General features: G+C 42.2%; 8 protein-coding genes. 4 read left to right on the forward strand and 4 right to left on the reverse strand.

The genetic code is table 11. The features are described 5' to 3' along the window. Positions 1-34 precede the first annotated feature (34 nt). From M1E86_RS08040 to M1E86_RS08055, 4 genes are read left to right on the forward strand one after another with little or no spacing between them, the layout of a single operon-like run. Positions 35-1,873: an AAA family ATPase gene (locus M1E86_RS08040; RefSeq protein ID WP_426099333.1), complete on the forward strand. Its 1,839-nt coding sequence runs from the start codon at positions 35-37 to the stop codon at positions 1,871-1,873. A gap of 4 nt (positions 1,874-1,877) precedes the next feature. Beyond that, the gene (locus M1E86_RS08045; RefSeq protein ID WP_285315466.1) at positions 1,878-2,507 is read left to right on the forward strand and encodes a 4Fe-4S single cluster domain-containing protein; all 630 of its coding nucleotides are present in this window, start codon (positions 1,878-1,880) and stop codon (positions 2,505-2,507) included. A gap of 16 nt (positions 2,508-2,523) precedes the next feature. Continuing rightward, complete coding sequence (locus tag M1E86_RS08050; protein ID WP_426099334.1) at positions 2,524-8,832, forward strand: protein kinase domain-containing protein; 6,309 nt, start codon at positions 2,524-2,526, stop codon at positions 8,830-8,832. Then, complete coding sequence (locus M1E86_RS08055) at positions 8,829-10,181, forward strand: hypothetical protein (protein WP_319861811.1); 1,353 nt, start codon at positions 8,829-8,831, stop codon at positions 10,179-10,181. The genes M1E86_RS08050 and M1E86_RS08055 overlap by 4 nt, the downstream gene beginning before the upstream one ends. A gap of 101 nt (positions 10,182-10,282) precedes the next feature. On the opposite strand, the gene M1E86_RS08060 is transcribed toward M1E86_RS08055, so the two are convergent. From M1E86_RS08060 to M1E86_RS08075, 4 genes are read right to left on the reverse strand one after another with little or no spacing between them, the layout of a single operon-like run. Further along, entirely contained in the window at positions 10,283-11,149 is an 867-nt protein-coding gene (locus M1E86_RS08060) for a metal ABC transporter permease (RefSeq protein ID WP_125890935.1), read from the reverse strand. Further along, positions 11,142-12,032, reverse strand: coding sequence for a metal ABC transporter permease (locus M1E86_RS08065; RefSeq protein ID WP_125890936.1), 891 nt, complete (start codon positions 12,030-12,032; stop codon positions 11,142-11,144). The genes M1E86_RS08060 and M1E86_RS08065 overlap by 8 nt, the downstream gene beginning before the upstream one ends. Further along, on the reverse strand, positions 12,029-12,919 hold the full coding sequence (locus M1E86_RS08070; protein WP_102139218.1) for a manganese/iron ABC transporter ATP-binding protein: 891 nt from the start codon (positions 12,917-12,919) through the stop codon (positions 12,029-12,031). The genes M1E86_RS08065 and M1E86_RS08070 overlap by 4 nt, the downstream gene beginning before the upstream one ends. Before the next feature lies 1 nt (position 12,920). After that, on the reverse strand, positions 12,921-13,832 hold the full coding sequence (locus tag M1E86_RS08075) for a metal ABC transporter substrate-binding protein (RefSeq protein ID WP_125890937.1): 912 nt from the start codon (positions 13,830-13,832) through the stop codon (positions 12,921-12,923). Positions 13,833-14,016: the final 184 nt, after the last annotated feature.

Raw genomic sequence — 14,016 nt, forward strand, 5'->3', positions numbered from 1 at the left:
ACTGCAAAAAATACTTTCATACTTAAGGAGTGCTATGAACACGGATTTTCAAAAACCGCGCTGGTTAAGAGACTTACTGCGATTTATTCCGCTGAAAAGCCAGTTTGTTCTATTTGGCAATGTTCGAGACCTACAAGCCAGCGAAATTGCACCCACTATAGTGACACCGCTGCCATTTAACCAAGCACTCTTTAATCACTTATTTCAGGCAGGATATGCCTATGTGATTACCTACACGCCACTTATTGGCTTCCAATGCGTGGCAAACCCCAAAGAAAATCCGCAAGCGAGTGCTACATTGATGCAAAACTTAGGTTTGCATATGGCTGATGATAAAGCCGCTGGTGGTATTGATATGCTAAATCATTTGCTGGAAAAATTTATTAACTACAAGCAGCAGCCAATTGCATTATGTATTGATTTCGCCTCTTGCTTGATTTCCCATCGCGATAACCTAACTCCAGCTGAGCACAGCTTATTTACACGGGCTCTGATGGTTTCTCATCAAGCTAAAACGCGACCTGCAGGGGAAAATAACCAACCGTTTTACAATTCTATTTTTTGGATTGTGGAGAAAGAGACTGACTTGCCGGATTGGTTTTTAGTCAATAACCCTCGAATAAGAGTCATTCCTGTGGCGAAGCCTGATAACCAAATTCGTCGGGTGCTCACGCCGATGCTGCTAGCTTCTTTGACTGATATTAATGGCATAGAGCAGGCAGATAAAGACAGCTTATTTAATGACTTTATTGATGAGACAGAAGGACTCTTATTACTGGACTTAACGGCGATAGTGCAGCTAGCGCGGATTGAAAATGTCCCTGTGACGCGAATTAGTGATGCAGTAAGACGTTATAAAGTGGGAATAACGGAAGATCCGTGGAAAAAAATCGATAAACAGAAAATACATGACGCGCCACAGATAATTTCTCGCCGAGTTAAAGGCCAACAACATGCCGTCACCCATTTATTGGATATCATTAAACGTGCCATGACGGGAGTGGGGGGGCATAAAGGAGGCCGACCTCGGGGCGTTTTATTTTTAGCGGGACCAACGGGGGTAGGAAAAACAGAACTGGCGAAAACAGTGACTCAATTGCTATTTGGTGATGAAAGTGCCTACATCCGTTTTGATATGTCTGAATTTAGCGCTGAACATGCAGACCAACGCTTAATTGGTGCTCCTCCTGGTTATGTCGGGTATGACTCTGGTGGTGAATTGACGAATGCCATTCGTGAGAAGCCATTTAGCGTGGTGCTGTTTGATGAGATAGAAAAAGCGCATCCGCATTTAATGGATAAATTTCTACAAATTATTGATGATGGCGTGTTGACATCAGGCCGTGGAGATCGTGTCTATTTCTCGGAATCTTTAATTATTTTCACGTCAAATCTCGGTATTTATCGTTTAGATGCGAATGGTGAGAGAGTAGCGAATGTGCAACCCAGTGAGCCTTTTGAAACGGTGACACGCAATGTGAAAAGTGAGATCGAACGTCATTTTAAATTAGTACTAAATAGGCCTGAGTTACTCAATCGAATTGGGGAAAATATTATTGTTTTTGATTTTATTCGCCCCGATGTGGCACAACAAATATTTGAGCAAATGGTGGACAATATTCTTTCTGGTTTGGAAAAACAATCGCTGACGGTCACCATTTCCCCACAAGCAAAAGAAACGCTAAAACAGCATTGTTTAGCCGATTTATCGAATGGGGGGCGAGGAATACGCAACCAATTGGAAAGCTACCTAATTAACCCGTTATCTCGTGCTATTTTTGACCAAGATTTACAACCTAATTCGGCCTATCAAATCGTCGAAATTACCACAGGTGAAACCACCCAAATCACTTTAGCTGTGATGGGTAATTGATGTGATGAATATTAGTATTTCACGAATTCATTTTCCAATTATGGCTCTAGGCCCCGGAAAACGTATTGGTATCTGGTTTCAAGGCTGCTCATTACGCTGTAAAGGCTGCCTTTCTCCTGATACATGGCAAGTGAAAGACAATAACATCACGGTAGAACAATTACTGGAACAAATCACTGAGTGGCTACCATTGGCGGATGGCATCACGATTTCAGGGGGAGAGCCGTTTGAGCAGCCGGAAGCGTTATTTTCATTAGTCAGAGGGCTCAAACAGCGAACGGATGCGGATATTTTGGTTTATAGCGGTTATCAATGGGAACACATCGAAGAGAGTGTTTCACAAATGTCGCCCTATATTGATGCGTTAATCAGTGAGCCCTTCAAAGTGGCGCTCCCGCAAACCCAAATGCTTAAAGGTAGTGATAATCAACAATTACATATGCTGACGCCATTAGGTAGGACGCGGTTTATAGCATATCAGCGTGCGACGACACCCGAGGATAAAGTATTGGATTTAGCGTTTGACGAAACTGGGCGGCTATTTTTGGCTGGTGTTCCTGAGCGTGACGATATGTTGCGCCTGCGTACTCTGATTGAACAGCAAGACCAGTCTTTGCAACAACTAAAAAAATAACTAATTGGATGAATGGATGACCATGATACGTTTTTGCCCTCACTGCCAAACAGAGCGACCGTTAACTGAGATTTTTTGTGCTGGGCAAATTAAAACACCGCAAGGAGATAATCAGCTTTGTGGCTGGGATTTAACCCTTGAACCCATTCATGAGTCTGGTTGGCGTCCTATTGATGTACCCAATAGCTCGGTTGAGCGTCCACAACTCCATATCGATGAAAACAATCAGAATAACCAAATTATTGAGCAAAGAGTTTGTGTGAACGGGCATCCAATGGGCGAGGGGGATTTCATCTGCCTCGAATGTGGGGAAGATGCCGCTGTCGAACTTAGAAATACTGAGGAACCATCTCAAACACGGATAGGCAATTGGCGACTTGAGCGACGTATTAACCAAACTGATAGTCCAAGGGAACGTTACTTAGTTACACATATTGAAAGTGAAAAAAGTGGCGTACTAACCTTATATCAAAAAGGTGAAGAACCTGATCCCACTATTTACCAAGTACTTCAACTGATCCCAACAGACCACGTGCCTGAGTTTTATGAAACGGGTCGCTGGGAAAACCGTGCTTGGCATGTGACAGAATTACTGGAAGGTGGCTCACTCAACCAATTTATTCAGCAAGGGGATTTTTGGCAACCTCATGAAATTCCAAAATTAGTTGAGGAAATGGGGCAAGCGATAGCGGCATTTACCGAGCATGGTTTGCGCCATCGTAATCTGTGTCCCGCTAATTTATTGATCCGCAGCCGTGAGCCTTTAGATATCGTGGTTATTGAATATGGCTCTGCGAGTTTGTCTGAATTTGACCTTGATATCGTAACACCTTTGGATATTTCCCGTTATAGCGCACCAGAAACTTTAGCTGGTGGTGTGAGTGCTGCATCAGACTGGTGGAGTCTCGGGGTTATTCTATTAGAGCAACTAACCCGAGGGCAGTGTTTCGCCCAAATTCATGATAATGCATTTTTAATCCAAGTCATGACCAATGGTGTTGATTTACCTGATGATTTAGATCCCAACTTACAACTATTATTACGTGGATTACTGTGTCGGGATCGTTTTTTACGTTGGCAATGGCCGCAGGTGTCTGCGTGGTTGGAGGGGAAAGCCGTCCAAGCCCCACAAACCGCGATAGCAGGCTCGCCAGCTCAATACCATCAAATCCAATTTGCAGGTCAGCAATTTTCTCAGCCAGATACTTTTGCCATGGCTGCTGGTGAACAAGCGCATTGGGATGATGCAGTCCAATTTTTGTTACGCGGGGAGTTAACATCATGGCTCGCAAAATTTGATAATAGTCAGGAGCAGCTCAAGCAACTTCAGGGCTTTTTAGACAGTGAAAAATCGCTAGATGAGTCTGAGCAGAGTGAAATAAATCAAGATATTAAGCTCACTCTAGCCTTAAAAATCCTCAACCCGAATATGCCATTTATTTATCGTGGTGAAATTATTACGCCTGCATGGTTATTAGAACAACCTGAACTTGCCTATGCACTCATCAGCGAGCCATTAAATCAACACATTCAGCATATCGACCCACAACATTGGCTCGTACAGCTCTACCATCGCCAATGTTTAGTACGCCAACGCGCTGAACAATTGAATATATTACTCAATGAAGAAAGCCTGAAACTGTATTTGTTGATCACGTCAATAAGCCAGCTCGCTGCGCGTTGGGAATTGCTGCATAGCCAGTTTCCTGACTCTCATAACGAAAGTCTACAAGCCTTATTAGATAGACAAAATCGACAAGAAATTGATTATATTTTATTGCTAAGTGCCGATCTTGGGCAGTTTATTGCTTTGAGCACGTTAGTCGAGCAAGCCTTTGAATTAGCGGAACAAAATGATATCCACAGTTTTGATAAAGCAATAGCCAAAAACCAACTTTTGTTACCAAGAGGGGAGCTATACCAGCTCATTAACCTCCGAGTCAGTGATTTTAAACGTATTGGGCTTCCTGAACTCGATAGTTGGGTGGATAACTTTTTATTAACGCGTCGCTTGCCGTTAGAAAAAATACTCGTTTTGCTCGCTATTCCATTCGAACATTGGCAAGTCCCCGAGTCACAAAAATATGTTCTTGAAGTTCTAAGGTTTTTTACACAAAAGCTCACGTCAGTGACACAACGTGGAAACCTAGTGCGCATGCGTTTAACGCAAAATACTGGGCGAGTCGATTTAATGGAATGCGATAGCCCGGTTCGCCGTGTGAATATGCTACTCGAACATTTATTGAACCGTAAAAAAAGTGCGGTTACCATTGATAGTGATTTGCTATTACAACATCAAGGTGTTAATAACCGGTTACGGATCCTACACTCAGATACGCAGTTATATCAACGGGATACAGGTATTGATGGCATGTATCTTGGTTTCCCATTCTTATTATTGCACACACAGCCGAACCAAATTAAGCCACGAATAGCGCCTTTGTTTTTATGGCCGGTTTCGTTGCGTACTTCTTTAGCTCAAAATAGCCCCATTCAGCTTAGTTTTGATCAGGAACGGGGGGCAATACGCTTAAATCCAGCACTAGCAAGCTTTGCGGGTATACCTTCAGTGACTGAATGGCAAACAGTATTAGATAATTTATTATCTAAAGCGGGTTTAACCATTGAAGATATGATGGAAACACTTTCGTCTTTATTGCCGATACAAGGTACGGAACTGACGCCACTACCGTCGATCACTGCTCCAATTGCAGAGAATAGTGCACAAATCTGTTGTTCAGCGGTACTCTTCCATACCTCGTTTATTGGCCAGGCGATGAGTAGCGATTTACAGCAAATTGCTGGGCTACCGATTTCTCAAACAGCCTTAGCGACAATGCTAAAAGTCACGCCGCTCGACAACATAAATGGAATACAGTCAGATAATTTACTTAACCAGTATGCGTTGTCATTGGCCGATCCATCACAAGAACAAGTTGTTCAAGCTGCACAAACTAACACGGGGCTGTTGATTGAAGGGCCGCCAGGAACAGGGAAAAGTCAAACGATCGTGAGTTTGATTGCGGATGCAATAGGACGTCAGCAAACCGTTTTAGTGGTATGTCAAAAACCTGCGGCACTAGAGGTAGTCTATAAGCGTTTGATTGCGAATGGATTAGGAGATAGAGCGCTATATATCAGCCAAAGTCAAAGAGGGCGTGACACTATTTTGGCAGTGAGGGAGCAAATTGAGCAACTTTGGGAACAAGGAAAAAGCCAGCTCAGTGAGCGTGATTGGCTAGGAGAAAGAACTCATCTTGTTAATCGCGTTCAACTTTTTGAACGAAAATTAGACAGTTATTTTCACTCACTGAATAATATCGACGAAAAGTTTCAAGTATCTTATAAACAAGTATTAATCCAATTGATTGAACTTGAAAAGCTTCCTCATTTTGATATTGATGAACAGAAAATTAAGCCATTATTAGCACAACTTGATAGTCATACGATTGAGCAACTAACGGATGACTTGAAGTTACATACATATACATGGTGGCAATTGGATTATGAAAATAATGCACTAAACGCCTTAGCGCAGTTTACGGCAGACGATCCTCAATATTTATTGTTTAATCAATCTATTACTACATTGATTGAGACTGAAAAGCAGCGTGATGAAACCTACCAAACAGAATATCAGCAAATTACGTTGACTCAATTATCGACTCATGAGCAATGGTTAACACAGTATGAAACACAATTTAACCAACTAACGACTGAACAATGGCAGGCACTCTCCCGTTGGCTACCACTCTTTAGTGGTGAAGCGGGAAATTCCATTATTCGCCAACTTCAGCAGTTGTATGAGCGTTTATTATCGATTAGTGAAGAGAATACAGACCCGTTATTATTCCCCGTACTTAGGGAGATTGATAATCAGCATCTTGCCCAATTATCTCGGGCATTGATGGAAACAATACAAGGGTCATGGTTGCGTTTCTTGAACCCGTATTACTACCGTCGGCAAAACCAATTAAAGTCATTTATGGCAAGCAGCGGCTTAGCATCTACGACTGAAAAACAGACGTCAGTGCATAACACCATCGCCGCTGAGCAACAATGGCGTTTGCTTGCACAGGAATTACAGCCGCTATATCAACAGCTTGGTCTTGAACTTCAGTTGGGTCACCAATGGCGTAGTACATTGCAACCGCTAGTCATGCAACTAAAACAAGTCGCGGACATGGCTGAGCGCCTTACTCAGTACCCTGAACCTATGCATTTTATAGACGCGATTATTCAGCAACAAAAAACAGGATTTACTCATCAATGCTATGAAGTCAGGGCGGCCATAGCAAAATTACGCGCAGGAACGGAAAGCTTAAACCAGCTGAGTGAGCTAGGTAGCGTATTTTCATCAGAAACAGTTGAACGGTTTAAAATGGCCATAGTAAACGGCGAGTCATATACCGCTGAACTGGTGAAAATCGAGGAACAAAAAGAAAATTTATTACGTTACCAAACATTTAGGTCGGATACTCAACACTTTTCGCCGCAGCATTGGGGACTCCTTGAGCTATTAAAACCGGTAATTAAGTCGCTTATTGCCAATGACAACTTCACAACGCAATGGCGAGAACAACTAGTCCAAACTGTTAACTATTACTTCTGTCTATTCACTAAAGCGCAGTTAGTGGCAACATTGCCTGCATTAAGCACCAACCACGACCAGCTGATGTCGGATCTGGCCGAATTAGAGAATGCCCAAAGACAATTACAACAATTCAATAAATTGGCATTGACGGCGAATATAGATATCAAAATGTTAGGAAACCGTCGTGAATGGGAAGAAATTACTCGTTTAGCAGGGCCAAGAGCTCGACGTTTGAGGGAGTTTATACAAGAAGGTCGAGAGATTGGATTAATGCAACTACGCCCCGTTTGGCTGATGACACCCGATGTGGCGAGCCAAGTACTTCCACTTGAAAGCGCTATGTTTGACAGTGTTATCTATGACGAAGCCTCACAGATGCCAATTGAATTTGCATTATCGACCTTATTTAGAGCTAAGCAGGCTATTGTTAGTGGCGATGAAAAGCAAATGCCGCCTTCAAAATTTTTCACAGGTAAGCTAATTGAAGACGACATTGATGACGAAGAGGATGACCAACAAGAATTGGCGGGAGAGCAATGGGATTATCGGCAAATCAGTGATTGTCCTGATTTATTGCATTTAGCGCGAACCGTATTACCTATTCATACACTGGATATTCATTACCGTTCTGCCTACCGAGAACTAATCAATTTCTCCAATTTCGCCTTTTATGAAAATAGGCTCAATATTCCAGCGCACTTTTCAGCCAAAATGGTTAGTGAAATTAAGCCATTACAGCTTATTCCAGTTAATGGTACTTATGTTAACCAAAGCAATGAAGCGGAAGCTATCGCCATCGTAGAACATTTGGCCTCAATGTGGCAGCGGCCTTTCGAGCAACGCCCTTCGGTGGGGGTAGTTACATTTAACCAAAAGCAAGCTACATTAATTAACCAAATAATTCAATTACGTGCAGCACAGGATGAAGACTTTCTTCAAGCCTATGCGAAGGAAACCAAACGCACTCATAATGACGAAGATATGTCATTTTTTGTGAAAAATGTGGAAAATGTGCAAGGTGATGAACGAGATGTGATTTTATTTTCTACCACATTTGGTCGCAATACACAGGGGACATTCAGACGTAACTTCGGGGTATTAGGGCAAACCGGTGGAGAACGGCGTTTAAATGTTGCTATTACTCGTGCTCGTCAGCAAGTCGTGATTATGTCATCGATGCCAATAGATGAAATTTCTGATTTATTAGCCACTTACCGCAAACCAGAAATCCCACGGGATTATTTACAAGGCTATCTGGCTTATGCATTAAATGCATGTAACCCATTAATGCAAAAAGAAAACGAAAAACTTCTCCACCGCATGTGCCATACGCGGTCTGCAGTTGATAGCGAAACGCTCCCGAAAAATGCGTTTGTCGATTCGGTCATGGACTTTATTCGACAAAGTGGCTGGCAGGTAACCACCGCAAGCCAAAATGGGGTATTCCATTTTGATGGTGTTGTTGAGGATCAAACCAGTGGTCGTTTGCTCATCGGTATTGAATGCGACATACCATCACATCCATTATTGAAAACAGCCCGTTCTAGGGAACTGTGGCGTAGCGCTGTTTTGACGCGAGTGGTACCCGCGCGTTTTCGAGTTTCTCTTATCGAGTGGTATCAAAATCGTGATTTGGCACAGCAACGGCTGCATGGCGCCATTTCTCAGGCTTTATTAACCTCAACCTCCTCTCAAATAGAGAGCTTAGACCAGCAAGAAGGTGCGTTATGAGTTCATCGGTTCATCGTATAACTGTTAGGGAAATGAATGAAATTCAGTGCCGGCGTCAGCTTGTGGTCGTTAAACGCCGATTTAAACAGTGGCAAATATTGGCAAACAATAGCCAATATCATCAGCCGCGTATTGCACAAATCACACAAGCTTATCAGCAGCTAATGGAAAATGCTGCTCAGCTTGCCACATTGTCATCACGCAATTTAAGCTTATTGAATAACCAATTGGTTGAGTTTACTGGGACACTGAATAACGAAGTACAGGAAGTTCGTGAGCAACAACTTGAAAAACAAGCGTTATTAGCCCGGACAAAAAAACACAGAGAACATAATTTGGCTGAGTTAATCACATTGGTTCGTGAAAAACTGCCAAATGAAGTTGAACTACTTGCACAATTAGTTTCGGCAAGTGAACAGGATGAAAATCAATCGAATAAACTGATTTTTAAAGCACTCGCTTTATTGAGTCCGCAATCAGCGGCATTAACGCCAACAGCTGTGACATTATTGAATCAACTAAAAGCACAATCTGAAGGCGTAAAACAATTCTGGCAATCAGGCTTACCTCAAACACCGTTTGCTAAGCAATGTGAACAGATCCTATTGATGATTGAAAAACTGAAATTGATGGCCTCAATTGATGATGCTCAACGTGCTGAACAACAACTGGCTGAGCTTCGGGAGCTTAAAGAAGGTACCCAGCGTCACTTACGAGCCGATTCATTGATCATGACATTGGCGGAGCAATTAAAGTTAAGTCAGCAACGTGTCGAACTTATCGATAAAATTGAACAACTTTGTGATGAGTTGGCTATTTTTGCGAGTGATGAAAATGAAGCCATGATTTCGAATGCGTTAACAAGTATGCAATCAAGCTCGCTAGAAACGTTAACTGCATGGATAGATAAGCTCGGTAGTGCCGTAAGTGTTGCAGAGCAACAAATTGTTGCCACTGCACAAAGGAAAACGGTATTAGATGGGTTAGGGAAACTCGGTTATCAAGTTCAAGATACGGATGTTAAAGCATGGCTGGAGGATGGCAAAGTGGTTGTCACACATCCTGCTACGCCGGGATATGGGCTTGAATTAGGCGGGAAACAAGCGCGTTTTCAAGCGCGTACAGTGGCTTTTTCTGCAGGGCGCGATAATTCACGTGATCAGGATGTTGATGCAATTTGGTGCAATCAACACCAACAATTACAAGATATTATTGCTCAAACAGATGCGGAACTTGTTGTTGAACAGGCACTACCTGCGGGAAGTGGGGAAATGAAAGTGTATGAAACTCAATCTGAAGAGCAACGTCGCAATATTGCTATAAACCAACCCAAAACACGCAGTAAGTAAATATGGCTAAAAAAGTTTAGTCACATTTTAGGAAATTATTTAAAATAAAAAGCTGAATTCGTTAGGCGCGAATTCAGCTTTTTTGTGATATCTGCCATTTATTAGGCGGTATGCATACTTTGTGGGTTAGTTTGTCCTTTTTTACGGGCTAATACGATTTTGCTATACAGTAATGCAATCACAAAATACACAGCCTGAGTAACAACGATAGTTGGCCCAGTTGTCGCATTGATGTGGAAACTCAAAATAGTGCCTATGACGCTGGATGTCACTGAAGCGATGATGGCGACTACCAGCATTTTACCGAAGCTCCGGCATAGGACAAATGCAATAATTCCCGGTGAGATCAGCATGGCAATAACTAAAATGATCCCAACCGCTTGCAGTGAAGCGACAATGGTTAATGCAAGTAAAGACAGTAAACCATAATGTATCAGCTTGACGGGTAGGCCAATCACTCGGGCTTGGTTAGGGTCAAAACAATACAGCATAAAATCTTTGCGTTTCAGTAAGATAATCGCAATGGTGACGCCTGCAAATAACAAGATTTGTTTAAATTCGCTATCCGTGATCCCTAAAATATCACCAAAAAGAATATGTGTTAGGTGCTGTTCTGTATCTATTTTAGCGAACATCACTAAACCGACAGCAAACATCCCGGAAAACACAATCCCCATGACGGTATCTTCTTTTATCCGACTATTTTCTTTTAAATATCCCGTTGCGACAGCGCAGAATAAGCCAGAGGCGAACGCACCAATAGCCAAGGGAATACCCAATAAAGAGGCAATGATGATCCCAGGTAACACGGCGTGGGAAATTGCATCCCCCATGAGTGACCAACCTTTTAATACTAAAAAGCACGATAAGATGGCACACACGGTTCCGCTAACAATTGCGGTTATCAATGCTTTTTGCATAAACGGAAATGCAAATGGAGCCATCAATAAGTCAATGAAATCACTCATGAGATGCTCCTTGTTGGTGTGATTGGTGTAGTTGAGCGACTTCCTTTTTGGCTTTACGTTTTGAGGCAAGAATACCGTGCTTAGGTGCAAAGAAAAATGCCAGCAGGAAAATAATAGTCTGTAGGGTGACAATTAACCCACCGGTAGCACCATTAAGGAAATAACTGATATAAGCGCCAACAGCACTGGTTACGGTACCAATCGTGACTGAAATAATGAGTAAGCGTTTAAATTGGTCGGTTAATAAATAAGCGGTTGCACCTGGTGTAACAACCATCGCAATAACAAGGATTGCCCCAACAGTTTGTAAGGCAGCGACGGTACAAGCACTTAATAAGGTAAAGAAAATAATTTTTAGGCGTAATGGATTCAAGCCAATGGACCGCGCGTGGCTTTCATCAAAAAAAACGGCTAATAAATCTTTCCATAAGCACAACAGAACAATAAATGAAACGCCGATAATAATTTCTACTTGTAACACGTCAGAATCCGCAATACCTAAAATATTACCAAAAATAATACTTTGCACATTGACGGATGTTGGGTTCAATGAAACGATCAACAAACCTGCCGCAAAAAAAGTAGAAAAGATAAAGCCAATAACAGCATCTTCACGTAAACGAGTTAGATGCTTTATTAATGTCATGGCAAGTGCTGCAAGGATCCCGGTAAAAAAGGCGCCTGCCGCATAGGGTAAACCTAAAGCATAAGCACCAGCCACTCCAGGGACAACGGAGTGGGAGAGCGCATCTCCCATTAATGACCAGCCTTTTAACATCAAATACGCTGATAAAAACGCACAGACAGCACCAACAATGGCGCTGACCCAAATGGCTTTTATCATAAAATCATATTCAAAGGGCTGTAATAACATCTCAATCATTCGGAACCCTTAGCTTGGTTTTTTCGAACAGGCGCATCATGGTCATGACCATAGAATACAGCTGCTCTTTCATCATCGGTAATGACGGTGACAGAGCGTGGGTCATCATCATCATGAAGCTCTTGACCTGACAGGTTAATATGACGCAGCACACCACCAAACGCATTTTGTAGATTACGCTGTGTAAACGTGGTTTCGGTTGGGCCACTGGCTAACACTGTGCGATTGATTAAAATTACGTGGTCGCAAAACTCAGGCACACTGCCCAAGTTATGTGTTGAAACGAGGATAAGGTGGCCTTCGTCACGCAAACTACGCAGCAGGTCAATAATGGCGTTTTCAGTTTTAACATCAACCCCCGTAAAGGGTTCATCAAGGAGTAAAACTTTGCCTTCTTGTGCAAGTGCTCGTGCTAAAAAAACCCGTTTTTTCTGACCGCCTGAGAGCTCGCCTATTTGGCGATGCTCAAGTCCTGCAAGATCAACCCGTTCTAATGCCATTTTGACAGCGTCTTTATCGGCTTGTTTAGGGATGCGAAAAAAACCCATCTTGCCATATCGGCCCATCATCACAACATCTGAAACGAGAACAGGAAAGTTCCAGTCTACTTCTTCTGTTTGTGGGACATACGCAATCACGTTTTCTTTCAGAGCCGTTTTTATCGGCTGGTCATTTAATGTCACACTGCCAGAAGATGGGGTGACAAGCCCCATAATGGTTTTAAATAGCGTGGACTTTCCACTTCCATTTACGCCAACTAAGGCACAAATAGAGCCACCAGAGATTGTAAAGCTTGCGTCATAGATGGCGGTGTGACCATTGTTATATGTCACTGTCGCATCATCGACGATAAGATTCGGGTGTTCGAATTGACTTGAGTGATTCATATTACTGTGAAAATCCTTTCGCTATCGTGTCTACAGTCGTATTTAAAAGGTCTATATAGGTTGGTACCGGGCCATCGGCCGCTGACAATGAGTCAACATATAATACGCCACCGTATTTTGCCCCTGTTTCTTTGCTGACTTGGCGAGCAGGCTTATCAGAGATTGTACTTTCACTAAATACAACAGGAATGTTGTATTTACGGACGGTATCAATCACCTTTTTTACTTGTTGAGGAGAGCCTTGCTCTTCCGCATTGATTGGCCATAAATAGACTTCTTTAAAGCCATAATCTTTTGTTAAATAGCTAAATGCGCCTTCACTTGAAACTAACCAACGTTCATTTTCTGGAATGCGGTTTAAGCGCTCACGTAAAGGGGCATCAAGCTCAGCAATTTGCTGCGCATATTTTTTCGCATTAGCATTATAGGTTTCTGCATTTTCAGGATCATATTTGACTAATGCTTGACGAATATTCTCAATATAAATCTTAGCATTGGCAGGTGACATCCATGCATGTGGGTTCGGGTTATCTTTATACTCACCTTCACGAATTGGCATTGGCTCAATACCTTCGGTGACTACGACAGCAGGGACATTTTTAAAGTTTTCAAAGAAACGTTTGAACCAAACTTCCAGGTTCATCCCATTCCATAAAATTAAATCAGCGTCATAGGCTTTCATAATATCTTTAGGCGTCGGTTGATAACCGTGAATCTCAGCCCCTGGTTTCGTTATAGACTCGACAATTGCCGCATCTCCAGCTACATTTTGAGCGATATCTTGGATAATAGTAAAAGTGGTGACGACCTTAAATTTTTTAGCAAAAGCTGGCTGGCTAAAAAAGATGACTGCTATCAAAGCAAACATACTGGTTAGTAAAGGTGCAGATAATCGAGATACGTTCTTCTTCATAAAAGTTGACCCTGACATTATTAGTTTAGCGTTTTTTAACATAGAGTTGTTAAGGTTTATAACAATTATATTTTATATCTCAATTGATAATGATAATCAATATCAATTGAGGAAAATAAACATAAAAATTGTGGAATAGCATTATTTATCATTATAGGCTTCTAAGTCCCATGGCTATTTGTAT

This window comes from Providencia sp. PROV200, assembly GCF_049901995.1.
Taxonomy (GTDB): Bacteria; Pseudomonadota; Gammaproteobacteria; order Enterobacterales; family Enterobacteriaceae; genus Providencia; species Providencia rettgeri_E.